The sequence below is a fragment of the Bacillus sp. FSL K6-0073 genome (assembly GCF_038006085.1).
Taxonomy (GTDB): Bacteria; Bacillota; Bacilli; order Bacillales; family Bacillaceae_G; genus Bacillus_A; species Bacillus_A cereus.
This window is the reverse complement of record NZ_JBBOUN010000002.1, coordinates 234836-260450: the sequence shown is the minus strand read 5'-3', so window position 1 is coordinate 260450 and position 25615 is coordinate 234836. Positions and strand designations below refer to the sequence as shown.

Genomic DNA, 25615 nt, shown 5'->3' with positions numbered 1-25615 from the left:
CCTTCCCCAAAAAGATCAACTAAAATTATTCATAAAAGATAACACTGCACATTATTGCTCTAAAGCAGAAAATACTACCGTTCAGAATATGCATAGTTGTTAATATAATAGTAATTCTCTGCATTAGACGATAACCTATAGATTGCTACCCTTAATTAAATATATAAATATTTTTCTTAAAACAGGAAGTCGTTGTAACTGAATAAGTTACATCTTATGTAATCATATTAGTTACAACCAAATTAAAAGTCAATTATTTTTTACAAAAAACATTAAATTTCTACTTTAACGTTTCCACAACTATGGAATTAAAGTAAATTCACTTTACTATAAATGTCTATTTTTCAAAGCAATGAATTCTAAAAAACAGCTTCTCATTTTTCATTCACAGTTATAATGAAAAATGAGAAGCTGTTTTCATATTCCTTTAATCTGTTTTCTTTTAACCTTAGAAACTACAGGGATAGCATAATCAATTAGAATCCACGAAGTTTCCGTACTTAGAAATCTCCCACTTAACGACCTTACAGCCTATAAGAATTGAAAGTAGTTTAATTCTCTAACATGGATTGTGGAACAACTTTCTTTCCCACTACTTTAAATTCAATTTCCCCTTTTTCTCCATATATTAGTTCTATAATTGGAATAGTTACCATTAATTTTTCCTTCTTTTTTCTTTCTGTCTCTAAATCAATTATTTTCATGTCACAATCCCCTTTATTTATTATAAACAAGGAGAAAGCACTCATTCGAGTGCTTTCTCCTTGTTTATAAGTGGACCTTGTAGGACTCGAACCTACGACCGAACGGTTATGAGCCGTTTGCTCTAACCAGCTGAGCTAAAGGTCCAAAGCATAAAATTTACTTCATAAGGCATATTCACATATATCATTTTACCATATAATGTATCAATTCACTTTACTTTTTATTTAATATGCATATTTACATCGTGTTAAAGGTGTTTATATTCTGCACTTCTAATATTTTGTAATTAATACTATCTTTTAATACCTTTACAGAGGTCTAATTAACAGTAAATAAAATATATATCAATCATATTAAAAATGATATAGCTACAACATTTAATTACTTATATTGTCAAATACTCTTATGCAATATTGTTTAATATCAGAAATAGCAACTAAATTATATGCCTGTTTCATTGTATTAAAACAATTATCTATCTCCTCTTTTTCCATAATAGGTTTACCAGAATTATTATCTTCTAATTCTAGATCAGCTACTGTCCATGGTAAGTCAAATAGAATCATTTTTTCTAAACTCTTCCCACTATAACAACCTAAAGTATTGATTACACAGTCTAATATTTCCTTTTCTATTTGAGTTAATTGATTTGTACTAACATAATTAACTTCAAGATTGTCGTACTGATATACTTTATATTTATTAAAAATAACTCGATATACCGGGCCATGACTTCCTACTTCACAATCATCTTCAAATAAATATGTTCCAGTAAACACCTTACAAAATCCTTGCGCATAGTATAACAGCTTTTGAAGAGCTAAAGGAGTAATATCATCATTTTTATATAGCAAATAGTTAGCAACTTCCTCGATTTTTGTAATCTGTGTAGAAGTAAAATCCTCATTTTCCTGTAGGTTTGCGATTGCTTCTTTAGAGACTCTATATGCTTTTTGAGTAATTAAATCTTTATTTCTTTCCAAAATATCTAGCATAAAAGATTGATCTCTACCTAATCTTTTCAATATATCCGAGTACTGCTTTGTCGGAATATCTCCATTTACATACCTTGTTAGGGTAACCTCTCCCCAACCTAAAAGCAAAGACAATGGACGTTTTCCAATCTTATATTTTTCTAAAACCTCTTTTATTTCAGAAATAGTAACTAACTGTTCCTGTTGTCTATAGGCATAATCTAATTGTTCTAAATTATAATCATGAATGTTAGGAACAAATATTTCAGATTTACACTCCTCGCAATTTGCTTCTTTACCTACGTAATGATATTGCTTCCCTCTAATGACTGTCACTTTTGGAACATCTTTAGTAGAATACTTTACCATATCTCGACAAAACTCACATAAAACCAACATAAAAATCCTCCTTCATTCTAAAACCATTAGTCACTTATCTTTACCTAAAAAGATAAGTGACTGGTTTATTCCTTTTATGAAAAGAAACAACAATCATGTATTTGTTCCTGTCCTTATTTTCAATTAGATTCATCTTAATATATATGTCTACCGACTTCTTTTGTCCCCAATTATCTAACTCATATTGTGGACAAAAGATATACAATTTTTCATGAGCAAAATTTGGATTTATATTATCAGCTGCATAACAAAAATCGCGTACTTCTATATTAAGAAGAATCTCTTTCACTTTACTAGCGTTAATCTTATTAGCCTCTAAAAATTCACTATTCTCTTTCCTTTTTTCATTTCGAGCAACCGTAAATAGATTATTTTTAATTAATTTTTTAAACTCTAATATGTACTGCTCAATCTCCCCGATTGTAAAATTAGTGTGCTTTTTTGTCTCCCTATTTTGAAAGCTAATATGCATTAAAATTCTTTCCCCTTTCAAATCGTACCTCATATTTACTAGAATTACAACAAAAAACGTATCAATTGATACACTTTTTTAAAAAATTCACAGTAAAATTCTATTCATCCTTCTTATAATGAGTACGTTTATATCGTCTACAAAACTTCTATATAATTATTTTTGCTGCGATTCGTAAACCTATTGTGTATCTATTTTAGAATCATAGTTAAATGTATCCATGTATACATTTAACGTAAAAAAAACTATATATCCCTCCAAATCCCCTGATATACAAATCAATTACTCATATGTATTCTCCCCTATATGAACTTCCTATTTTAATCTGTTGTTTTATACAGAAATATATATTTATACCTGTTTAAACCCCAAAAAAAAGGCCTCCTCAAGTCGATTAATTGTGCATAGCAAAATAAGCTAAATACACTAATCGGCTCAAAGAAGCCCTTTCAAAATTAAAGTAAGAACAAAACTTACTTCTACAACTCAACCACAACACATAAGGTGTGGGAATAAACGGAATCAAATAAACTAACAATATACCTATATATTACAAAATACATAGGTTTATATCAAGATATTTTAAAATATTTCCAAATGCTGATTTTCATTCTTTATTTTCTTCTAAATGAAAAAGCATATAAATACTTTACTCTTTCCAAAACTGTTCCAATAAAATGACAATCACGGTACCCACGAGTAATCCATTCCATAAATTATAAAAGGACAGCTATCCTTAGATAACTGTCCTTTTATTAAATATGCAATAAATAAATTATTCTTATCGTATATTAATTATTCAAACTTAATGTTTATTAAAATGGTAAATATGGTTTTGGATCTACTTGTCCACCTATATACTGATTCTTAATTTCGAAGTGCAGATGATTCCCAGTAGAATCGCCTGTACTACCTACTTTTCCTATTACTTGACCTTGTTGTACATGTGCCCCTACAGTAGTTAAAATTGAGTCCATATGACCGTATAATGTCCAAAGTCCGTCTTCATGCCTAATAACCACTACATTTCCATATCCACCAAATCCTTGACCTCTTACACCAAAACCAGCAAATTCTACAGTTCCTGATTTAGATGCCATTATTGGTGTACCCTTTGCCGCTGAGAAATCAATACCTTTATGCACTGTCCCCCAACGACTTCCATACCATGAGCTAACATTTGGATTTTTGATAGGCATTTGATATTTAGAAGAACCCGAATCTGTTTCATGCGGATTCATCCACTTGTCGCCTTCCCATGTTTTAATCTTTAACCAACCACTAGTTGTCCCATCTATTATTCTAAAATTCTGCGGACTATATACTGCTCCGGCGTTTGCTTTGCCTGAACTAAATGAAGGCTCGTTATACGCATAGAATGATTTGTTTATGAATCTTTCTTCGCCATCTAGATTCAGCCATTTCTCGCCTTCCCATGTTTTAACCTTCAACCATCCACTAGGTGTCCCATCCACAACTCTAAAATTTTGTGGACTATATACTGCTCCAGCGTTTGCTTTAGCTGCATTAAATGAAGCTTCGTTATACGCATAGAATGATTTGTTTATGAACCTTTCTTCGCCATCTGGATTGATCCACTTATAACCTTCATAAGTACTTACCTTCATCCAGCCATTTTCTTTTTTTTCTACTACTCCCCAATTTTGTGGGTTAAATGGTTCTCCATAATTTGCTTTCTTTGCATTAAATGAAGGCTCATTATACGCATAAATCGTTTTGTTGACAGTAATTTGTTCAGACGTAGGATTCATCCACTTGTCGCCTTCCCACGTCTTAAATTTTAGCCAACCATCTGTTGTTCCATCTACTATTCTAAATGTTTGTCGCCCGTACTTCGCTCCAGCATTCGCAACCTTTGATGAGAAAGAAGGTTCATCATATGCATAGAAATCTCCCATAACACGTTCTTCCCCATTTAAGTTAATCCAAACTGGACCTTCCCATGTTTCAATCTTCCACCAGCCATTATCTCTTTTTTCCATGACTCCTACATTTTGAGCACCATACTCTGATCCGCCATTTGTTTTAGCTGAAGTAAATGACGGTTCTTTATACCCATAGAATGATTGATTCACGTACTCAGAACTATTAGCAGCGTGAGTTACCATACTAAATGTCGAGATAGATAGAATAAAGAATAATAACATTACACCCTTCTTTAACATATACTCTCTTCACTCCTTTTCGAATAATACTATATTGCGGTTATTACATTAACATATTTTTCTTTATTTTTCTATATTTTTACTAATGAAAACCTATTTTATATTTCTATCTCATTTCTATAATAAGAAAATAGTTTTTTACTTTAATATAAATATTTAAATTTTAATAAAAATAAAAAATCCCCTGCTTTAACACAAGAGATTTTGATATTACTTCCAATTTTCACATTTAAAACTCCGACGATTTAACGGGCTTTAGAATTCTCAATATAATAATGCATTTCTAATCCTTTTCTTTCTGCACGAAGTACGGTTCCTCTCAATTTTGATAAATGTTGTGAGACCGTAGATTGCGTAAGATTTAAAATCTCTATTAACTGTGTAACATTACATGTCTTATGGTACATTAACTCATTAACAATTTGTAGCCGTACTGGATGTACCTTCGCCTTTAATAACTCTACATCTTCTTCTAAGATTTCTTTTCTCTCTTGCTTTCCTTTTAACTCTAACAATCCAAATTCCCCTTTATTATTTATTTCTATTTTCCTGTTATCGCTATACATAATTACTTAGGTATGGTTCCCTTTTCGCCTGTTAAGAAAATATATTTTAATCAAATTTTTAAATTTAAAAAAGGTTATTTTTACAGAAACTACAATAATACATGCTACTTGAATCTCAATAAATATAAATTAATAGAATATTCCGTCTTATATTGATAAATGCTATTAAGTAGATTTTGATAGAGGAAAATTCTGATATGATACTAATTGCTGAATAATATCTTTGGAGAGGATGAAATTGAACAATGAATGTTCATATACAGGGGAACGAGCAAATAACTCATTTATTAAATGAATGGTATCAAGAAATTAGGGCTAGGCATGTAGACGCCGCTCAATTACTTAAACAAGAAATTGAAAACAAAATCCATGATATAGAAGAAAATCAAACGATATTATTATACTACTCACTACTAGATTTTAGACATCAATATTTAATTGATAGCTTAAGTATTTCTAAAGATAGCTTTAAACAAAGTGATGCTTACAAAACTCCTACAGACGATTTCCTTTCATACTATTATCACTTCTTTAAAGCCATTCATTCCAATGTTACCGGCAATCATAGCCTTGCAAAAATACATTACGATAAAGCTGAATACCTATTAGAAACAATTCCTGATGAGATTGAACATGCTGAATTCCATTATGAGTTGGCCATTTTCTATTGTCATACACATAAATCGATTTTATGTATTAATCATGTAATGAAGGCTAAAGATATATTTTCAAAACATCCTGGGTATGAATTGAAAGTTGCCTTCTGTAATAACCTATATGGATTAGCATGTACTCATTTAAAGGAGTGGGAATTAGCTGAGGAACACTTTATCTCGGCTATGGATACATTCCAAAAAGAAAATTTAGAATACAATATTTTGATTGTTCGTCACAATCTAGGATTTATGTATGCTACACAGAATTTATCCGAGGTAGCATTACGTTATTTATCTGAAGTTAATCAGAAGCTACCTAGCGATTATAAAGCTGTTTTTATTGAAGCTAGGGAACATTATAAATTAGGAGAACATCAAACTGCTCAAGAATTAATAAAAAAAGGCCTGCAGCTTTCTACTCAATTGGGAATTGAGGGCTATATACATCACTTTAAGATTTTAGAAAAAATGAATCTAAATAGTTGTGCTACTGATATAGAAAAAACTGTTTTAGAAGGAATTTCCTATTTTGAACGCGAAGAACTATATGAGTATATAAATGAATATACTGAAAAGTTAGCAACCCAATTTTACAAAGAAAATAATCATAAAAAAGCCAGCTATTACTTTTATGAAGCTAGTAAAGCCAGTGAAAAAAACTTTAAAAAAGGAGCATTAAAATGAAAAAATTAGCGGTTAGCTTACTGGGTATCTTAATTGTTGTAACAGTAACTTTTGGATCAAATTCTTCAACAAGCACTCAAAGTACTGTAAATATTATTAAATATTCACATGGACATACTGGATAATGAAAGGAAGGATTACCCCTTCCTTTTTTATATTTTAGAATGTTAAACGTATCCCCTCTATATCTATCTATAGAAATTTAAGAAATAAATAATTCAAAAGGTAAAATAAAAATACTACAATTAATAACTTCCATTTGTTTCTTTTCGTTGGTTTTCCAGCATGTTGTATATAAAAAAATAAAGCAATACCTGCCATAGTAATTAAAAACATTTGATAGTAATCCATCATCTGTAATACCCCCTCCATACAAAAAATAAGAAGTCTCTTTTTAAGAGACTTCTTATTTTTAATACAAACGACATACATAGGCTAAACACATACAATAAAGTCAGGATGATGTACTTTATTGCCTCTTTATCATAACATATAATTTATCATTTTTGTTTAATAATTCCATACAATAAAACTTTATCAACCTTAAAATGTTTCATTATAAAAAATGAATACAGATAAAATTAATAATATATTCACTTGATCCAAACGGAATATGCTCAAAAGATATAAAGTTCGGTTACAATATCACTCATGATTTTTTAAATTTTTCCTTCTCTTCTGTTAAAAATACTTCAAAACTTGAATGATTACCTTATATTAGTACTTTATATATGCAAAATTACATACTAATCCTCATTGAAAATAATTCTCATTGTAACTATAATGGTTTCAGGGATTGATATTTTCACTTTCGTTTCCAATCTCACAATATATTAAAGGAGGAAATACTATTATGAAAAAATTGATTTTAGCAGGGGCACTAGGAATTGCAGTATTGTCAGGTATGAACCTACCAGGGGCTGAGGCATCAAAAGCGAGTGCAGCTACTACGAATTTAGAAATCCAAGAAGTCACAAAATACTACTCTATGAGTTCCTATGAAGTGTCTCAAAAAGAATCATTTAATCTAAAAAAAGGGGAAGAACTTACAGTCTTTGTACAAAATTCAGGGTTCCCAATTTCTTATACGGTCTTTGATGCAGATGATCAAGTAATTGGCACATTCAATGCTAATTCCCCATATGGTCGCGTATTCAAAGCGCAAAAAGACGGTAATATTTCTGTACAATTTCAAGCAGGTGTAAATTCTACGTACATGAAGAAGATGAATTTTACAGCTAAATTTGCTGTTTCTAAACTTAACCAACAATAAAAAATGTAACGCTTCTCTTTAAAAACAAATTAAAAAGGTATATCCCTTTAATGGGATATACCTTTAGTTTTAGTGAATTTTATATTGACCAGATAGCTGCTCTTGCGCCATACGAACTAAACGTTTCGTAATCTCTCCACCTACTGAACCATTCGCTCGTGCTGTTGAATCTGGTCCAAGTGTAACACCAAACTCCTGAGCAATTTCATATTTCATTTGCTCAATTGCACTTGCTGCAGCTGCTATTAAGATTTCGTTTGAATTATTATTTTCGCGAATTTGCATTTTTTAAACACCTCCGTTGAATTTGGTAATATCATGCTCTATTTCCAACAAAATATGCAAAAAAATTATTCGTTTAGCTATTTTACATATATACCTAAGCTTTCATCCCTTATGTGGGAATAAATAAAGGTATAGGTCATACCCTATACCTTTACCTTCTTCTATCCTACTTACTTTTAAATTCCCCTATTAACCCCTGTAACTCTTGCGAGAGCCAATTTAGAGAATTTGCTAACTCTGCAATATCTTGTACATATAGTTCTTGCTCTTTCATACTTGTCTCCACATTACTACTACTATTCACATATGTATTCGCAATGTGTGATAATTCATTTATAAACTGAACAATAGTTTGATTATCTGTTAGAATTTCACTTGAATGATTCGAAGTCGCTTTAATTTGATTTGTAACAGATTGTGCAGATTCTGAAATCTTTTCAAAAAAAGCACCACTACTTTGAACAAGTGTTATTCCTACTTCTACTTCCTTTGAACTCTTCTGTATGGATCTTACAGCTCTCTCTGCTTCAGCCTGGGTTTCACCAATTAATTTAGCTATATCCCTTGCAGATGCCTCGGTTCTTTCCGCTAATATATGTACCTCGTCCGCAACACCTAAAAATTCTTCCCCCATCTCTCCAGCACATGAGGATTCAGTAGAAGCATTTAAAGCTAATGAATTTGTTTGATTTGAAATGGTTGTAATTACAGTAAGAATTTCATGAATTTCCTTAGATCGTGCTTCGAATGCATAAATACTAGAAGATACATCCTGAACTGTATCTTGGATTCTTTTCATTTGATTCACCATTTGCTTAATCAAATCTTTTCCCTCTACAGAATGCTGTTCCATGTCTTCCAAAGCATTGCCAACTTGTTTTGCAGCTCCTTTAATTGCTTTCATCTTACTTTCCATTTCTTGAACAATCCCTAAACATTTTTGCACTACATATTCATGAGAATGTGCTCCTAAATTTAATCCTGTAATAGCACTTGCAATTTCTTTAAAGGCTATGCTATTCTCTTTTGTACTTACCGACAATTCCTGTGAAGATGTCGAAACTTGTTCAGCAGTCTCCCTTACTTTATCTAAAATCTTATTAAACTTTTTAATAGTGTTATTAAAATAGATATTAGTTATCCCTATATCATCAGATTTTTCATTCAATTTAATACTTAAATCCCCTTCACCAACTTTACGTAACCCTTCTTGTAAATCCTTTAAAGGCGATAGAGAGTTTCGTGAGATAAATATTTGAATTGTAATTGCGATAGTTAATGAAATTATAATAAATAGTAAACCTTGTATCATAAAGTTTTTCTTTGTAAGTGGAATAATAGAAGCTTCCAAATCCGCTGCAACAATTGCAATTATATTTTTATTTTCATCTGTAACTGGCTCTAAAATTGTTACCCAGAACCCTAATTCATCTTCATACACTTCTGTCATTTGTGCCTGTTTTGTTTGTATTACTTTATCATATGTTTTCATCCAATAAGTAGGCTGCTCATAGTATTCACCTGGTTTTACAGAAACAGTATTTGCTAATTCTGTATCCAAAGCTACTATTTGTAATTCAGCTTTTTCATTTAGCTTGGCTCCTGTAACATATGTTTGTCCAACACTTTTCATATCTTTTATAGATTTATTTAATTGCTCTGTCAATTTTTCTTTCTTCACTCTTTGAGCTGTGGGGTCTTTTGCTACATCTCTTACTATTTCTAGATCTAATTGATTTAATACCGCATCACCTGTTTCAAAAGACTGCCTCTCAAATATAGACATCATACTATTTTGAAACATATTAAAACTTAACGCTCCCATACTTACAACAAGGGTCAGAATTACTAATACCGTTAGTAATACATTTTTTTGAAGTAACGATAGCTTATGCCAATATTTTTTCATTGATTTCTCCTTTCTTATTTTCAACAATACAAAAACAAAGTAGTAACATATTAAGAGGTGCTCTTTCTGTTATTAATTTAAACTTTAAAATGGCATACTAATCGTTCAACCAAATGTTCCAATTTTTTTCATTTACAATTGCATCTTTTATATGTCCAGCTGCTCTTGGAAATCTATTAAAAGGAAGACGTAATACTTCTACCACTTCATCTTTTCTATTTGTACTGATTTCTTCTAAATCGATGATATTAAAGGATTTGCCTATAATAATTGCTATAATGTTTTATAGACGACTAAGAATATTTAAAATTCCATATTTATCTCCTAAAGATTTTCAAATTAGATTTGTTGCAGTACCTTCAGCAAGGATTTTTTATAATATCGTTAGTTTTAAATAAAGATAAGAATTTTTAAGAGCCTCATCTTTAGTTATTTTTATCTTGCAGAACAATAAAATCTGAAAGTTTAATTCAATCTCCTATTTTATAACTTTTCCCCTTATTTTTCTATAATATTATAATATTTACCTGTACAATCTAAACTTAGACTCTTTTGGCCTTTACTCTTCAAGTGTCTTAAATTCATATGAGGTAGCGCAGAAAGTAAATTTTTAATAAAAAACTTTTGTATTAAAAAATGCAAAAATACATACTCCTCCAAAACTATATGCACTTAAATATTCATATAGTAAAATAAACAGTACAAGCGTGTCCTATACAGCATATTTCCTTAACTGGCTTGATATTATATTCATCATAAAATTGGTGTGAACTTAATATCTCACTTAGCTCTTTAATATTTTAATATTAACAATATAGTGTTAATATATCCCTACTTTATCGCTACACCTACATATAAGCCAAGAATTCAATTACAGAACGGTTTTCATCAATAGTAGACAAAAACATGTCAAACAAAAAGAGACTCAATTATTTATTACTTTTCGTATAGATGTAATAAAAGATTATAGGAGAAATATATATGCTCAAAAAAATAAATAGATTTATGTTTGCTTTGCCTACCATTTCTTTTATTTTTCTTATTTTATTAGGATCATTTTTATTTGTAATACCATTAGATCTATTCTTACCTGAAATACAAAAAAACCCAATAACAGAAGCACCTCTTATTCTTCAAGTTTTATTAGGGGTATTAGCGGCACCTATATATGAAACAATAGTTTTTCAAGTATTTTTATTTTGGCTATTAAGTTGGATTCCTTACATTAAAAATCACGATTACCTTATCATATTAATAACTTCAATTATATTTGGATTAAATCATCCATATGGAATCACTTATATAGTTGGTACAACGATAATTGGTCTTTTATATAACTATGCTTATTGGGTATATAAAAAAAAGAATGAAAAATATCAGGTTACCATGTCTGCTTTTGGGGTTGTTTTTTTGATTCACTTATTACATAATTCTGTTGCTTTTATAGCTTCAAATTTATCATTTTAGCCAAGAAGACTCCTTCCTCAAGGAGCGTAAAGGGTCAAAAAGCCAATTTAAATATGTAGAAGAAATGAATGCATTTGCTTGTCCGATGGGGTGTATTTTAGAGTATGCGACAACGGATCGTGAAGGATATCATCAATATAAATCCAATCCAGAAGACTACGCTGTTTGTCCGCTACGTGAGGTATGTTTTTCAAAGAAACAAAAAGTTATTACTCATCATATATGGGAGAAATATAAGGATATCGCTAGAAAAAACAAACTAACAGTTACAGGGAAAAAGTTTTACAAAGTACGCTATTCAACTATAGAGCGAAGCTTTGCGGACGCCAAAGAACTACATGGCTATCGATATGCTCGATTTCGGGGGCTGAAGTCTGTCCAAATGCAGGCTTATCTCACCGCAACTTGTCAAAACATGAAAAAAAATAGCCCTCCATCTGACCAAAAAAGGTCTGGTGGAGGGCTATTTTTTTGAAACTCTATTATTTTATATTGTTTTTATTCGCTAAAATCAAAAACAAACTCATCTTATGACCGCGTTTCTTCTTACGAAATTAAGTAATTGTTTCAATAGCTGGTTTTTTAGTCATAGAATTACTTTCTCTCTCAGCTTTATTATTCTGTTCTTTCGCCTAAAATTCCAATATCCCCATTACTTCCTTCGTAAATAGTTTGAAATCAGTTAAATGTTTTTCAATAATTTGACGAACAATATCTAAATTTACACTTTGATAATCATGAACAGCAATATTACGAAATCCAACCATCGCCTTTAACTTATTTGCTAGATCAGCGCTAAGTAATCCTGCTGTAACCAATAAATCAAAGGCCTCTCGACTAGATTGGGGTAGTCCTAATTTTTTCCCAGCAACAATATGCATTGCTAGATCAATACTCGCTTCACAAGCTCTTTGTATATTCAATATTATTGAATCTTGTTTTGTAAAGTCCTCTAAATTTTCAGGGTCATTTCCATACACATCTTGGATTCTTTTTATACAACGCTCTATTGTAGAAATTTTATTTAAAATAACCTCATTCTTCATATATAGAACCTCTTTTCTTTATATCATCAAATACTACCTGTCGTTCTTCATTCAATTTTGAATACATTTTTAAAGTTTTCATTTCAAAAATAACCTTACGTTTTTCATCGGAACAAAATATTGTCTTTCCTGTATGTATAATCTGAGCTTGAAAAACTGTAGAAGCTTCGGATAAATCAACTAAATCAACATCTCTCTGAACAATGTTAGCTAACTCCTGTGCTAATAAAAAACGTTCATAGTTCCCTAATGTTGTGTCACTTACATAAGCTATATCAATATCACTATCTTCTCGTTCTCTGTTCTCAGCCGTTGATCCAAACACAATTATCCAATAGGGATTCACCGTCTCTTGTAATTTTTCTATAATAGCTGTTATCATGCTTTGAAAAATCATTTAATTAATCCCCCTTATTGTACTTGAATTTTATTATATCATAACCAATCATAAATCCTTTAAACGACTATAAATACGTAAACAAAATTAAGCTTTTTTAGTACTTAACTCCTCACAAAATCAGAAGCTTATTTCTGACCTAAAATTATTATAGTTCAGGAGTAGATATATTGTAGCTTTGGATCTTAAATAATTGTTAATAATCCAACACTTTCCTGTTAAATGCCTTTTTTATTTTCTTCCTGCAAAATTAAAAGACTGACAATAACTGTCAGCCTCTTACTTTAACAACTCTAAAGAACTTTCGCCTATTTCACAATATACATTCTAATAGTTTGAGGATATATTGCTCTAATAAAGAATTATATATTAATCCACCTTTAATTTTTCTTTTACCTTTGTAGGGAGTTCATCTTTTTTCACTTCTTCCCAAGATTTCACACCTTTTTTCTCAGAGTAATATATACGTAAAAACGCTTCTTTACGAAGGTTTTTTAACGCTGTAAACTCCATTTCTTTCTCTTTACCATCCCTATCAAATCCAGGTAATTTATATTCATAAGTCGTATCCCCATTTACATTTTTCTCTTTTAATTTTTCACCATCCTTGGTAATTTGCACATAATATGTATCTGTACCAAGACGATTTAAATTACACCCGGATAACAACACAGTAAACATCACAAAAAAGCTACACATAAGCACTATTCGTTTCATATTATTCACCTCATATCTTTTCTCACAAAAATTATATCCTAATCTATTGGCTGCCAAAATTCATTTCCATTACGCTAACATTACGTTTTTGTAAGGTAGTAAAAACAGCTTAAAATAAAAAGGATATAAATTCATATTTCTATTGAATTCATATCCTTTGTTCTTATTGAGTAAACTATTTTGCCCCATGCTTAATAGGAGGTATTTCTATTATTCTGGGAAAATAAAGCTAGAGTCCTCTCCACTATTAGCGGTATCTTCTTTCGGGAATGTAATAGTAGATCCTTCATTTCCCTTATTTCCTTTATTTATTTCTTGTTCCTCAGGAAATACAATGGAAGAATCATTACCTAAGTTTGGTGAAAAACCAAGTTTAGATAAAATAGCTTTTAAGTCAGGTAAAACACCAATTTTATCAGAAGTTGGATCATTTGATTTCGTTCCGGTGCTAGAATCACTTAAAATATCCCTAAGTTGACTTGGTGTATATACTCTCCCCTGATTATTTTTTGCTATTCCTTGAATTGATGCTGCAGCACCAGCAATAATAGGTGATGCGCTAGATGTTCCAGCAAAACTAGATGTATATAAATTTGTTATAAATTCACTTGGTTTAGCATCTGTAGTATCTACTGCATTCCCCCATCCATACACATCCACTCTACTACCGTAATTAGAGAAATATGAACGCTTATGAGGAACCCTTGCAGAAGCTGCCCCAACCATAATTGCCCCTGAATCTTTAAAATCAGGACTATTACGATTTAAAACTTGTTTACCATTACGGTCTCTAAATTGATCCAAGTCATTTCCGCCATTTGCACCTGCTTCAATAATAATAATTCCCTTATTTGTTCCCATACGAATTGCATCAAATATGTCTGGTTTTACTTCCACAGGAAAATAGTTCTTATCTCCATATCCATCGTAAGTTGCTTGTGCCTCTAGTAAAAGAATATCTCCAGCTTGCATATTGTTAACCGCACTTAAAATAGCATCAGCTGTATTATAATTTCCGTTATCCCTAATCTGAGATACAACCTTTACCTTAGCTTTCGATGCGATCCCAATTCCACCTATATTATTATCCTCTGCCGAAACAATTCCTAAGACTGAGGTACCATGATCATGGTGCTCGCTTTTATTCTGTCCAGATATCAGTTCAATCTTTTGATTCACTAAATCCTCATGATTAAATAACCACCCATACTCCATATCTACGAAAGTAGTTCCTTTTCCATCTCCACCTTTTATGCTCCAGGCATAAGGTGCATTAATTCCTAATGGTGCTGGTTCAAGGTAACCTTGTCTTGTAAGTCTAGGCTCATCATATGGATTAACAGATAAGTTTGGCAAACGCTCTGCTGGTGGCGCCTCTTCTTCCTGTAAATACGCCGTTTCAACAAGAGATGATTTTTCAAATTTTGTAAGTAATGCTTGTACATCAATATCAGCTTGAGTTTCTACAATATAATAGTTTAGCAAATTAGAAGAAATATGATCGGAATCTTTTATTTCTTTACCTAGATTTTTAATTTCTTTAGGATTTAAAGAATTAAAAAGTCGATTTATAGTTACATTTGGATATTCAGCTAAAATTCTAATTAATTCAGGATCTTGTTTTTCTTCTTTAATGAATTTTTCTATTCCATCCTGATATGGTAAATTCACTTCATTTTTAAATTTTAAAATTAATTGTTTAGTAACTTGCTTATGTACAGTAGAATTCAATTGCTTATTTGAATAATTATAAGTAGCTGCGTAGGCAACTTCTGATTTTTCACTTGGAAGTATACTGCCTACTCCATTAAATGCTGTTAATGCAATTGAAGAAACTAAAATTCCCTTAAAAATTTTCAAAACATGCACCTCTTCTTATTAGTATATAGTTATAAAAAAATGTATATTACCTAATTTCTTTTTATACAAACGTTTTATATGTAGGACTATATTTTCAACTCCATTCATTCTTTAATATTTGTTTATACATCATTAATACAACCAATTCATACCAACAACTTTATTAATTCAGTTACATTACTGTAACCAGTATAGTTACACCTCATGAAATAGTCAACCTTAAATGCAATTTTGCATTTAAAATCATACATACTTCTACCAACTTACTCCCAATTATTTCAAGAGAAGTTGAACTTCTATCATTTTGAGTAATTGCATATATATAATATAAAACATATAAGGGGGGTTAAAACGTGGTAATCTCAAGACAAGATTCCTGGACTGATGATAACGATTTACTTCTCGCATCAACAGTACTTCAGAATATTCGTAACGGTGGAACACAGTTAGCTGCATTCAAAGAAGTAGCAAAACTACTAGCTAGAACACCCGCAGCTTGTGGATTTCGTTGGAATTCATATGTGAGAAAACAATACCAAGAAGAAATACAACTAGCAAAACAAGACCGAAAAATGGGAAACAACATTCCCCTCTCCCCATCAGAAAAAGAAAAAAACTCTTTGTCTATTACATTAGATGATATTATTCTCTTTCTACAAAATTATAAAGATGTGAATGAATTGACAAAATTACAAAATCAAATTGAAGATTTAAAAACAGAGAATCAATCTCTTCTACAACGTATCACTATGTATGAAGAAGAATATCGTATGTTACTGAACCATATCGATAAGACAAGAAATTTAATTGCAGTGGATTAAACAGCATAACTATAATGACTTTCCAGTAGGATCTTCGCCCGCCAAAACCACCATCAATAAAGAAAATTCAGACTATTATTGGTAATAATAAGTAAAATACACATACATAATGTATGTGTATTTTTACTTTGACTATTATTAAAAGAAATATTTAGTCTATGTTACATCTTTTCTAATATTTCTTGCCTTTCACACCATTTTGTTAGCTTTTCTAATGCTTTTTTAGATAAACGTTTTGTTTTATAATTACAAAACCTAGATAATGTAGACGGAGAAATACTCATTTCATCTGCTATTTCACGAATGCTTACCTTTTTTTCATTGTGTACTTTCAGTATTTTGTCACGGATCTTTTTCTCTATTTGTTCGACTGATTCTACAGTCTTCTTTATTTCTTTAACAACTGTTACTTCCGGTAACTGCTCTTGTGGTTCCTCTATACTCTTCTTTCCTATTACCCTATCCATTGACTGTAACATTTCTTCAGGTGGCAAAATCGTTATTCCTAAGTTAGTGTAATAATTTTTAAACCAATTACGTTTCCCAATTTGTTGTTCATCCAGTGGATCACTATACTCCCAATGAGAGATTACTTTTTCATTTTCTAAATCCATTAGAACGTTTTCTAACTGTTCTCTAATACGATTAGGCTTCCAATCTTTCGGGATATCCATTACTGCTAGCAGGCCTTTGTCCCCACCTATAGAATATGGCTTTTTCAATGATGAATACATTTGTCTAATTCTCCATTGCCATGTTAAGTATCGTATTAACCTTTTATGATATTTGTGTCTATAACTATTGTATTCAAGTGCTTTTTTAGACAATAATGCTGTTGTATTATTTGATCCGTATAAATAATTGGTTAAAAAGCTGCCTGGCTTAATACGACAAGATTCAATACCCATATATTCATTTGTAACACTATGTCTCCACAATACAACCGAATCTAATACAAATAATCGTTTAACAACCTCACGCTTTAATTCTAGTCGTTCCCCTTCATCTTCACGGTCATTTAATACTACGACTTCATTCTCATCATTTAAATAGATAAAAATACTTGCTAAAGCCGCAATTCTTTTTGCTATTTTAATTTTATCTTCCGCTCTATAGTATTCCTTATTTTTGACTACTGTTTTTGGAATGTTGCACATCTCTAAAACTTGCTCATAAGAAAAATCAATGAATTCGTCTGGAGATTTTGCTTCGTTTATCCATTGTATTGTAATTGCATCTAGACAATCTGCCGTTAAATCATCCATATTACTCATTACATCATCGACAAGAGTATTCCATCGAGCAGCTTCTTCTATATTAGTAAGTCTTAAATCTTCATCTTTGTGTGAAGAAAGCTGGGCTACACCATTAGAAGATTTTGTTTCAATAGGATATTGTAAAACCTTACTTAATTCATCTTCTTCAAATTGATTTTTTGCAATCCCATCTCTTAGCTTATAATAAACAGCAGAGTTATTTACCTCATAATAATCCTCATGGTTTACTATACTTGTCTCTTCTATATTTTGATTATTTTCTACTATTATGGAACTTGAAGAAGCTATATTTTGGAATTCTTTGTCTATAAATCCTTCAATTTCTTTATATATTTCTTCCTTATAGGAATCAATTTTGGCATAAATTTGTACTAATGTAGTACCGGATTCTTGTTTTTTCTCTAGCCAAGACACTAATGCAGTAAATGATGGGGAAGCATGAGGTGATGTGAGTACTTTATTATTATTGTTTTCAACATCTTTAAAATATGCATTCCACTTATTCCATACTAGCTCGTTAGTTTTATAAATTGGCTCAGAGATTAACAATGCATCTCGAAACATTTGTAATAAGTTATCCACTTTCTTTTCCTCCCTAAACCATGGATCACAATTAAATAATTCTCAGTATAAAAATCTTAACTACTATTATATTTAATTTATTGTAACAGATATTTACAAATTTTTGTTTCTTTCTTCTCTATTCTGCTTTTCTTGCATTCCTTTTGCAACTTTCTTTCCTGAACTTGCAACATTCTCCTCTTTCTTTTCCCTATTTCTTCTTCCTACATTTCTTTTGCGCTTTGCTTTCCTTAACTCTTCAACTTGCAACATACTGCTCTTTCTTTTTCCTATTTCTTTTTCCTACATTTCTTTTGCGCTTTGCTTTCCTTAACTCCTTAACTTGCAACAGGTTGCTCCTTCTCTTCCTTATTTCTACCTACTTGCATTTCTTTTGCGCTTTGCTTTCCATATATTTCTCAACTTGCAACAGGTTGCTCCTTCTCTTCCTTATTTCTACCTACTTGCATTTCTTTTGCGCTTTGCTTTCCATATATTTCTCAACTTGCAACACGGTTGCTCTTTCTTTTCCCTATTTCTTCTTCCTACATTTCTTTTGCGCCTTGCTTTCCTTAACTCTTCAACTTGCAACAGGTTGCTCTTCCTCTTACCTATTTCTTCTTACTTACATTCCTTTTGCGCTTTGTTTGCCTTAACTCTTTAACTTGCAACAGGTTGTTCTTCCTCTTACCTATTTTCCTTTACTGACATTCTTTTTGCGCTTTGCTTTCCTTAACTCTTTAACTTGCAACATTCTGCTCTTTCTTTTCCCTATTTCTTCTTCCTACATTTCTTTTGCGCCTTGCTTTCCTTAACTCTCCAACTTGCAACAGGTTGTTCTTCCTCTTACCTATTTTCCTTTACTGACATTCTTTTTGCGCTTTGCTTTCCTTAACTCTTTAACTTGCAACATTCTGCTCTTTCTTTTCCCTATTTCTTCTTCCTACATTTCTTTTGCGCCTTGCTTTCCTTAACTCCTCAACTTGCAACAGGTTGCTTTTTTTCTTACCTCTTTCTCCTTACTTACATTCTTTTTGCGCTTTGTTTGCCTTATATTTCTCAACTTGCAACACGTTTGCTCTTTCTCTTACCTATTTCTAATCAACTTGCAACACGTTTGCGGTATCCTTTCCCTATCTCTTTCAACTTGCAACAGTATAATTTATTTCTCAACTAAGTAATTCTAAAAAAAATCATGTCATTTTAAAGTTTTTAAGCTATTTTTCTCATATTTTTTATAAGTTACATACATAATATGCAACATGTTTGCGGTATCCTTTCCCTAACTTTTCTATCATCTTCACTCTAAACCTTTATATACCAAGGGTTTAGGTGCTTTTCCATTTACTTTTATACATATCATCCAACTTGCAACACGTTTGCGGTATGCATGCCCTTATTTTTCTCACAAGATGCAACACTGTTTGCGGTATCCTTTCCCTACTTTCATTCTATAAATGTCAACAAGTCCTTTTATATCAAGGGTAATTATTACAATTCATTTTTAATCATTACGTTCACTAACTTGCAACATGTTTGCGGTATCCTTTCCCTAACTTCCCTACCATTTTCACTATAATCCTTTATATACCAAGGGTTTAGGTGCTTTTTCACTTACTTTTATACATATCACACAACTTGCAACACGTTTGCGGTATCCTTAACACAAAAAAAAATCATGAAATTCTCTTATCCCTTGATACAACTAGCTTCATAAGCTGTTGCAAGTTGCTAATTTTCTTCTTAAAGGAGCACCTTTCATCATTTTTCGATTTGCTATAATCAAAATTGGTATATTTTATAGTATTTTGACATATATTTCTGAATTTGTAGAACGGAGGTGAAAAAGATGGGAAAATCATTTGTGATACGTAATCAACGTAGCTTAAATGGGAAAACAACAAACGCAGTTTTAGTAACACTCAAATCTTGGCAAAAGTTTGTGGAAACATTTGAGGAGAAATACTACAGCTATAAAGATACATATTTAGAAGATATTCTACAGCACATGACATACGAAGAGCGTATTGCGGATGTAGAAGGTCTTGTTGAAAAAGCCAAACCATCTTTTTCACGTCGGGCAATGTCTACACTTGCAGAAAAAGCAGGACGAAAACATAAATTATACGGTATTACGAATGCTGATCTTGAAGTGTTCTTGTACTTACATAAAAAATGCTATACAAACGGCGTCATTCCAAATGTAACCATACATATGATGTGGGAAGATTACAAGCAATATAAAGAAGAATTTGCTTATATCCAACACTCTCAATTCTATATCGCATTAAAGAAATTAAACTTACATAACATTATCTCCATCGAAAATGGAGTAGATGGCCGTTATACAATCAAACTCACTCATTTTATGAATGAGGAAACAGAAAAAGCAAATCCGTACGTATATATTAGTCCTGTTGTATTTACAAAGGATTTCTTTAAGCTATCTGTAGCAGCTAAGAAACTATTCTTAGACATCGCAATGCAGCAACATACGGAAACAACATTAAAGCGTTCTTTGGACAAGCAGGACGAAAGAGGAAACAAAACTCACTTCGGTGGGATGTATCGTTTCTTACATAAAAAATATCCGCATCAGATCCGTGCGGTTATCGAGGAATTAATAACTGCATTACCATGTACGGGGAATCCCCTATTCAAAATTTGCAAAATGCAAAAAGGTGTAAAGCATACAAAACGATATACGACATTATATCTGTCTATCCATTCAGACTTCTTATGTTCGAAAGAAGCTGGAGAAGAACAACATAGGGATCCATTTACACCAAAAGCTACCTATGCTCGAAAAGCGAAATTTATCGAAGCAGTCCTACAAGAGATGAATATCGGTGAATTGTCTGCAGACATGAATAAATTCATTCATGTACTAAAGCATACTTGTCATCGTCAAATTCGCAGTGTAATTCACGGACTACGTGACATGGTTGATCGAAAAGAAGGATATCCAACGAAAATTGTATATACATTGAAGAAACTATTACATCAGACATCTCAATATCAAATTCTCGATACAGCAGCAAAAGAAGGTATCTACCCTCTTATTGCGCAGCATATACCAAAAGAGAGAAATAGCGAACGTGAGCAAGCTATCTTTAATTTCGGCCTACATTATTCTATGTACTCTCTTCGTAACATTAAAAAGATGTTTAAAAATGTGCATGCATTATTGAAGCAGAAGTTTGCGGTACCAGTAACAGAAGAGTCTTATCACCGTAATTATCTAAAATACCAGGAAGAAACGTTATTTAGAAAATATGCATATGATCAGGGAGTGAATCTCCATGCATATATCGCTTTAGAAATTGAAATGCGTGAAAAACTAAAAGTTCGTGGCCATAAAGAACGCACAATTCCAAGTGATGTGCGCGAATGGTTTATCGAGGCAATTGATAAGCTGCCACAAGAAAAACTTCGTGTGATTGAGCTACCAAAGCAGTTTAATTTACTAGAGTTTATGCGTACCTTCGAACGTTTAGTACGTGCTGGTGTAACAATAACAGCTCCAGATCAGGTGCTACACGCAATGGAAATAAAATAATAGTAACGAGCTCTCTATTTTTGAAAAAATCGAAATTAGAGGGCTATTCGTAGTTGTTTCATTCATACTCTTTTTCTACTACTCTATTTATAAATACAAAATCAGAAGGACTTCATGTAAAATGAAGTCTTTTTTTATGCACTTCTATACAAATTCTCTTCTAGCACTATATAACTCTCCACATAGTGCCAGGGAGTATTCTTCTAATGTAATAAAACATACCTCATAATACCTACAAAAAATCAAAAATAAAATTATAAAAACAGTGGATATGAGGACAAATATACTCGAATGTGAATAGTATTTTTCTGACATCATTGTAACTACTAGTATTGTTGTATATATCTAATAAAAATCATCAATAATAATGTGAGTTATGTGTAAATACTGAGTAATGTTAACAAATAACTACATTTTCTGAACAAAATGTGGATAATTGAACGTTAAATACTGCTTATTTACCAAAATAAAGTAAATGAAGCTTATTTCCATAGTTGAATAAATATAAAGTAATTTGTATCAATTTCTTTCCGATTTCATGTAGAAACATATGATTTTCTTTCTGCTTTTTTGTAGAATTGAAAGTCTTATAATTATTGAATCTACGGATACATTTTTTACTATTTATGATTTTTTACGTGCTAACATCAAATTTTCCCTTGTGGGAGTAGAGTTTCCCCCTATTTTTGATAACCTATAATAGTTTTATCTTTATTTCTTTTTAATATATAAGATATATATTTATAATAGATTTTATTATTAGTAGTATGAGTGTTAATAAAATGTCAGATCTAATCAAAAAAATTTAATAATGTCCATAGTATTTTTCTAAATGAAAAAAGCCTAATAGCTGTGCTAGTTATTCACATTATTTTTTAGTTGTAATATCTAAATATAAGCCCTCGTGCCTATTCATTTTAATATCTTTACTACAGTACAAGCGATGATAGTAAATTTTCTCTCATTACATATGTCTTGTAATGTTCTTAATACCATTTGTCCATTATGCATAAATTTAATTTGTTCGGATATATTTAACTTTTGAATGTTTAGATATTCCATACAATTGCAATCATAGATCGTTTCCTTTAAATAAACCCCTATTATTTCATGAGAAAAACGAGCACAAATTATGTGCTTTTTCATTTAGTGTACTATTAGCCTCCGATGTTCTATATACAAGTGATTCCTAACTTGAATGCAACACAAAAAGAACTTCTTCAAGTCGATTAAATATGTGCATAGCAAAATAAGCTATATATACACTAATCGGCTCAAAGAAGTCCTTTCACAATTGAAACAAGATGAAACTTGCTTATACAACTCAACTACAATAAAAAAAGGTGAAGCTTCTGATACAACTCCACCTTTTTAGTATACTTCCCTATTTTTTCGAAGAAACAGTATCCATTTTTAATGTTTTTATTCCTTCTTTTAATGTAAATGCATCTGCTCTTAATGTTTTCCAACTATCTTTTGCTGCATTCAGGTTAGGTTTTAAAAATTTAAATTTATTTTGATCTGCCTTTTGGGATGCTTTATCAATATGATTAAGTACTCCTGAATATTGAGAATCTAAATCATGCCATTGTGCTGACATATAGGTAAGAGCATTAATAGCTGATCCAATTGCATTTTGCATTTCAGCAATATTATTATACGCAACCCCAACTACACGATTTAATGTTATTTTATAGTCTACCGTTTGCCGTAATTGCGCTAATAACGGCTCTAACGTACCTAAATTATTTCTTGCTACCCCAATCATTACACCGCCAGCAATCCATGTAGGAATTGAGGGAACTGATACAGTTATTATTCCATCCGACTCTACTTGTTTAAAATGTCTTACTTGCTCTAAAACATCATTTAGGCGTTTTTCATCTTCATCTATTCCAGATGCTTGATTTTTTAAAATCGATTGCAAGATATCTTTATGACCTCCAAATGCTCGGACATCTTCTCCAATACTATCTCTTAACTTAGCTAGTTCTTGTATTAAATTCTGTGTATATGCTTGGTTTTGTTTAATCTCACCTTGTAAATCTGTAATGCCTTCTTTTAATGTATCTGCATCTCCTTCATTAATTGCTTCTACTAATGTATCGTAATAATTGTCAAATGTGGTATCATACTCTACAATTCCTGTAAGGGTATCTAAAAGTTGTTTTTTTATGTGCGCATCCCATTTTGTAGCATGCTCTCTTGCATTCTTTTGATCTTGTGCAATTTGACTAGGTAGATTTGTATATCCTTTAATATCAATTCCTTCAAAGTTAACATCTGGATTATTAATTAACAAATAAGAGTAATCATTCATGGATTTTGCAAATACCCCAGCATCTTGCAAAGCTTTTTTCATCTTTTCACTGTTTACAGAAAGAGATATATCTTCCGTACTGGTTTGTTCTATTTTACTTTCACTTGCAAAAGCAGCTACTGGTGAAACTACAGTAGTTGTTGTCAGGGTTAAAAACGTCGATACAGCAAGTAGTTTATAAGGAAAATTATTATTCACTTTAATTCCTCCTATGAATATATATTAATTTTTAGTTTGTCTTTTCTTGTTTAAAAGCAATGTCTTTGGAAATGAATTCTGCGTCCTTATGAATATCATTCCAACTTTGTTTAGCAGCTTTTAAATCGTCAGGTATTAACGAAAGTTTATGTTCTTGCATTTGATCGATATTATCATATAAATCTTTATAATTAGCCCCCATTTTATTCCATTGTTGCTGAATACTTGTTAGAGACATGATTGCTTGGTCCACTGTCTGATACAAATATGTTAGAGTGTCCTTGGTATTAGTAAGTGAAATAACCGCTTGATTAGCCAGATCAGCTTTCATACTTAATTCTCCGATTTTATTCGAAATTTCATTATAAGAATTCATATGATTAGATGCCTCGACACCAGCAGCTGTTCCTAAACCGATACCAGCGGCTCCTAGAGCTGTAAGACCACCCACAACAGCTGGTGTAGCTGTACCACCCGTCACAACAATTACTACCGCTCCTGCAATCGTTCCAATAACTAAAATAGCAGCTCCTAATCCACCACCAATTGACCAGGCTAATACATTATCAAAATGTGATTTCTGTGTAGAACGTAAATTCTCAATTTCGGCCTGAAGTTGTGGGACTAGTGCTTGTTTTCCCGCTAATATAGCCGTCAATCCGCCCTGTCCATCTGGACCACCAACATTATTTTTAAAATCTACAGTATTTGTATACAACTTTGTTTTAAAAGCCTCTAACATCTTAATGACTTCCGTAACATCATTTGAATTTGTATCAATTGTATTGATTAAATCCCCTATTCCTTCTTTGAGGTTCACCTTATCTTTCTTTTTTACAGTGTCTACTAATGTGTCGTAATAGTTTTGAAATTGCTCATCATAATTTACAATATTACGTGCTGTTTTTTGAATGTTTGGCTTCGCTGTATCTAACCAGTAATTTGCATTGATTCGTGACAGTTCCTGATTTAGGTGAATATTTTTGATTAATTCTCCTCCTCCGGAACCTAAATCAATATTGGATAAATTTACATTCGGTTGCTTAATCATAGTTTTTGCGTACAAATCCATTACAAGAATATGAGAGCCTGTTTCAGCCAACGCTTTCTTTAATCCATCAGGTCCTAACGCATAATTTTCTATTTTCTGTTCCTGAGCTGTCTGTTCTTGTGCAAGTGCATGAATAGTACTACCATTCGTAGCAGTTATAACCGTTGCTAAAGTGGCTAAAGTTATAACCTTAAATGGAAATTTCATCATTTAATCTCCTCCTTATTTTCAG

Annotated in this window: 22 protein-coding genes, 1 tRNA gene and 1 pseudogene; 7 read left to right on the top strand and 17 right to left on the bottom strand. The window is 31.5% G+C overall.

Annotation, left to right across the window (positions count from 1 at the left end; all coding sequences use genetic code 11):
- Positions 1–551: 551 nt before the first annotated feature.
- From MHB52_RS29325 to MHB52_RS29300, 6 genes are all read right to left on the bottom strand, one after another.
- A complete protein-coding gene (locus MHB52_RS29325; protein WP_000691088.1) occupies positions 552–704 on the bottom strand; it encodes a hypothetical protein in 153 nt (50 codons plus the stop codon).
- Between the two features lie 71 nt (positions 705–775).
- Positions 776–849 (bottom strand) — tRNA-Ile (locus MHB52_RS29320).
- 233 nt (positions 850–1082) lie between these two features.
- Positions 1083–2078, bottom strand: a complete 996-nt coding sequence (locus tag MHB52_RS29315) for a type II toxin-antitoxin system antitoxin SocA domain-containing protein (RefSeq protein ID WP_061663912.1) — start codon at positions 2076–2078, stop codon at positions 1083–1085.
- 40 nt (positions 2079–2118) lie between these two features.
- Positions 2119–2550 carry a hypothetical protein gene (locus MHB52_RS29310; protein ID WP_170962695.1) on the bottom strand — a complete coding sequence of 144 codons (432 nt, stop codon included), beginning with the start codon at positions 2548–2550 and terminating at the stop codon, positions 2119–2121.
- A gap of 815 nt (positions 2551–3365) precedes the next feature.
- Complete coding sequence (locus MHB52_RS29305; RefSeq protein WP_340768338.1) at positions 3366–4736, bottom strand: M23 family metallopeptidase; 1371 nt, start codon at positions 4734–4736, stop codon at positions 3366–3368.
- 245 nt (positions 4737–4981) lie between these two features.
- Positions 4982–5251, bottom strand: coding sequence for an ArsR/SmtB family transcription factor (locus MHB52_RS29300; RefSeq protein ID WP_061663378.1), 270 nt, complete (start codon positions 5249–5251; stop codon positions 4982–4984).
- Between the two features lie 296 nt (positions 5252–5547).
- On the opposite strand from MHB52_RS29300, the gene MHB52_RS29295 reads away from it, so the two are divergent.
- Together MHB52_RS29295 and MHB52_RS29290 are read left to right on the top strand one after the other, a co-directional pair.
- Complete coding sequence (locus MHB52_RS29295; protein WP_061663377.1) at positions 5548–6642, top strand: Rap family tetratricopeptide repeat protein; 1095 nt, start codon at positions 5548–5550, stop codon at positions 6640–6642.
- The gene (locus tag MHB52_RS29290; RefSeq protein ID WP_255259137.1) at positions 6639–6767 is read left to right on the top strand and encodes a hypothetical protein; all 129 of its coding nucleotides are present in this window, start codon (positions 6639–6641) and stop codon (positions 6765–6767) included. The genes MHB52_RS29295 and MHB52_RS29290 overlap by 4 nt, the downstream gene beginning before the upstream one ends.
- A 67-nt stretch (positions 6768–6834) precedes the next feature.
- On the opposite strand, the gene MHB52_RS29285 is transcribed toward MHB52_RS29290, so the two are convergent.
- A complete protein-coding gene (locus MHB52_RS29285; RefSeq protein WP_172797004.1) occupies positions 6835–6996 on the bottom strand; it encodes a hypothetical protein in 162 nt (53 codons plus the stop codon).
- A gap of 499 nt (positions 6997–7495) precedes the next feature.
- Between MHB52_RS29285 and MHB52_RS29280 the strand changes: the two genes are divergently transcribed.
- Positions 7496–7915, top strand: a complete 420-nt coding sequence (locus MHB52_RS29280) for a hypothetical protein (protein ID WP_061663374.1) — start codon at positions 7496–7498, stop codon at positions 7913–7915.
- A gap of 69 nt (positions 7916–7984) precedes the next feature.
- On the opposite strand, the gene MHB52_RS29275 is transcribed toward MHB52_RS29280, so the two are convergent.
- Both MHB52_RS29275 and MHB52_RS29270 read right to left on the bottom strand, forming a co-directional pair.
- Positions 7985–8200, bottom strand: coding sequence for an alpha/beta-type small acid-soluble spore protein (locus MHB52_RS29275; protein WP_001167047.1), 216 nt, complete (start codon positions 8198–8200; stop codon positions 7985–7987).
- Between the two features lie 166 nt (positions 8201–8366).
- Positions 8367–10109, bottom strand: a complete 1743-nt coding sequence (locus MHB52_RS29270) for a methyl-accepting chemotaxis protein (protein ID WP_061663373.1) — start codon at positions 10107–10109, stop codon at positions 8367–8369.
- Between the two features lie 981 nt (positions 10110–11090).
- Between MHB52_RS29270 and MHB52_RS29265 the strand changes: the two genes are divergently transcribed.
- Positions 11091–11576 carry a CPBP family intramembrane glutamic endopeptidase gene (locus MHB52_RS29265; RefSeq protein ID WP_061663250.1) on the top strand — a complete coding sequence of 162 codons (486 nt, stop codon included), beginning with the start codon at positions 11091–11093 and terminating at the stop codon, positions 11574–11576.
- Between the two features lie 34 nt (positions 11577–11610).
- Positions 11611–12085 (top strand): annotated as a pseudogene (locus MHB52_RS29260) (transposase); the annotation flags it as partial.
- Positions 12086–12208: 123 nt separating this feature from the next.
- On the opposite strand, the gene hepT reads toward MHB52_RS29260, so the two are convergent.
- From hepT to MHB52_RS29240, 4 genes are all read right to left on the bottom strand, one after another.
- Positions 12209–12622: a type VII toxin-antitoxin system HepT family RNase toxin gene (gene hepT / locus MHB52_RS29255; protein WP_000787540.1), complete on the bottom strand. Its 414-nt coding sequence runs from the start codon at positions 12620–12622 to the stop codon at positions 12209–12211.
- Positions 12612–13019, bottom strand: a complete 408-nt coding sequence (mntA, locus tag MHB52_RS29250; RefSeq protein WP_000577229.1) for a type VII toxin-antitoxin system MntA family adenylyltransferase antitoxin — start codon at positions 13017–13019, stop codon at positions 12612–12614. Before mntA ends, hepT begins: the two co-directional genes overlap by 11 nt.
- 369 nt (positions 13020–13388) lie before the next feature.
- On the bottom strand, positions 13389–13736 hold the full coding sequence (locus MHB52_RS29245; RefSeq protein ID WP_061663251.1) for a YxeA family protein: 348 nt from the start codon (positions 13734–13736) through the stop codon (positions 13389–13391).
- Positions 13737–13946: 210 nt separating this feature from the next.
- The gene (locus MHB52_RS29240; protein ID WP_061663252.1) at positions 13947–15596 is read right to left on the bottom strand and encodes a S8 family peptidase; all 1650 of its coding nucleotides are present in this window, start codon (positions 15594–15596) and stop codon (positions 13947–13949) included.
- A gap of 353 nt (positions 15597–15949) precedes the next feature.
- On the opposite strand from MHB52_RS29240, the gene MHB52_RS29235 reads away from it, so the two are divergent.
- A complete protein-coding gene (locus MHB52_RS29235) occupies positions 15950–16417 on the top strand; it encodes an RsfA family transcriptional regulator (RefSeq protein WP_000237072.1) in 468 nt (155 codons plus the stop codon).
- A gap of 161 nt (positions 16418–16578) precedes the next feature.
- Here the strand turns inward: MHB52_RS29235 and MHB52_RS29230 are convergent, their stop codons facing one another.
- A complete protein-coding gene (locus MHB52_RS29230; protein WP_000369385.1) occupies positions 16579–18276 on the bottom strand; it encodes a helix-turn-helix domain-containing protein in 1698 nt (565 codons plus the stop codon).
- A 93-nt stretch (positions 18277–18369) separates the two neighbouring features.
- On the bottom strand, positions 18370–18528 hold the full coding sequence (locus MHB52_RS29225; protein WP_170962679.1) for a hypothetical protein: 159 nt from the start codon (positions 18526–18528) through the stop codon (positions 18370–18372).
- Positions 18529–20104: 1576 nt separating this feature from the next.
- On the opposite strand from MHB52_RS29225, the gene MHB52_RS29220 reads away from it, so the two are divergent.
- Positions 20105–21814: a hypothetical protein gene (locus tag MHB52_RS29220; RefSeq protein ID WP_061662908.1), complete on the top strand. Its 1710-nt coding sequence runs from the start codon at positions 20105–20107 to the stop codon at positions 21812–21814.
- Between the two features lie 1384 nt (positions 21815–23198).
- On the opposite strand, the gene hblA is transcribed toward MHB52_RS29220, so the two are convergent.
- Both hblA and hblD read right to left on the bottom strand, forming a co-directional pair.
- Positions 23199–24332 carry a hemolysin BL binding component B gene (gene hblA, locus MHB52_RS29215; protein ID WP_061662910.1) on the bottom strand — a complete coding sequence of 378 codons (1134 nt, stop codon included), beginning with the start codon at positions 24330–24332 and terminating at the stop codon, positions 23199–23201.
- A 31-nt stretch (positions 24333–24363) separates the two neighbouring features.
- On the bottom strand, positions 24364–25593 hold the full coding sequence (hblD, locus tag MHB52_RS29210) for a hemolysin BL lytic component L1 (RefSeq protein WP_080451521.1): 1230 nt from the start codon (positions 25591–25593) through the stop codon (positions 24364–24366).
- Positions 25594–25615: the final 22 nt, after the last annotated feature.

What these genes read in the sequence shown, in the direction of transcription:
- MHB52_RS29325 (WP_000691088.1), bottom strand. Translation starts at nt 704, where the DNA reads ATGAAAATAATTGATTTAGAGACAGAAAGAAAAAAGAAGGAAAAATTA.
- MHB52_RS29245 (WP_061663251.1), bottom strand. Translation starts at nt 13,736, where the DNA reads ATGAAACGAATAGTGCTTATGTGTAGCTTTTTTGTGATGTTTACTGTG.
- MHB52_RS29265 (WP_061663250.1), top strand. Translation starts at nt 11,091, where the DNA reads ATGCTCAAAAAAATAAATAGATTTATGTTTGCTTTGCCTACCATTTCT.
- MHB52_RS29310 (WP_170962695.1), bottom strand. Translation starts at nt 2,550, where the DNA reads ATGCATATTAGCTTTCAAAATAGGGAGACAAAAAAGCACACTAATTTT.
- hepT (WP_000787540.1), bottom strand. Translation starts at nt 12,622, where the DNA reads ATGAAGAATGAGGTTATTTTAAATAAAATTTCTACAATAGAGCGTTGT.
- MHB52_RS29295 (WP_061663377.1), top strand. Translation starts at nt 5,548, where the DNA reads ATGAATGTTCATATACAGGGGAACGAGCAAATAACTCATTTATTAAAT.
- MHB52_RS29270 (WP_061663373.1), bottom strand. Translation starts at nt 10,109, where the DNA reads ATGAAAAAATATTGGCATAAGCTATCGTTACTTCAAAAAAATGTATTA.
- MHB52_RS29285 (WP_172797004.1), bottom strand. Translation starts at nt 6,996, where the DNA reads ATGATGGATTACTATCAAATGTTTTTAATTACTATGGCAGGTATTGCT.
- MHB52_RS29220 (WP_061662908.1), top strand. Translation starts at nt 20,105, where the DNA reads ATGGGAAAATCATTTGTGATACGTAATCAACGTAGCTTAAATGGGAAA.
- MHB52_RS29315 (WP_061663912.1), bottom strand. Translation starts at nt 2,078, where the DNA reads ATGTTGGTTTTATGTGAGTTTTGTCGAGATATGGTAAAGTATTCTACT.
- MHB52_RS29290 (WP_255259137.1), top strand. Translation starts at nt 6,639, where the DNA reads ATGAAAAAATTAGCGGTTAGCTTACTGGGTATCTTAATTGTTGTAACA.
- hblD (WP_080451521.1), bottom strand. Translation starts at nt 25,593, where the DNA reads ATGATGAAATTTCCATTTAAGGTTATAACTTTAGCCACTTTAGCAACG.
- MHB52_RS29225 (WP_170962679.1), bottom strand. Translation starts at nt 18,528, where the DNA reads ATGTTGCAAGTTGAAGAGTTAAGGAAAGCAAAGCGCAAAAGAAATGTA.
- MHB52_RS29280 (WP_061663374.1), top strand. Translation starts at nt 7,496, where the DNA reads ATGAAAAAATTGATTTTAGCAGGGGCACTAGGAATTGCAGTATTGTCA.
- MHB52_RS29305 (WP_340768338.1), bottom strand. Translation starts at nt 4,736, where the DNA reads ATGTTAAAGAAGGGTGTAATGTTATTATTCTTTATTCTATCTATCTCG.
- mntA (WP_000577229.1), bottom strand. Translation starts at nt 13,019, where the DNA reads ATGATTTTTCAAAGCATGATAACAGCTATTATAGAAAAATTACAAGAG.
- MHB52_RS29275 (WP_001167047.1), bottom strand. Translation starts at nt 8,200, where the DNA reads ATGCAAATTCGCGAAAATAATAATTCAAACGAAATCTTAATAGCAGCT.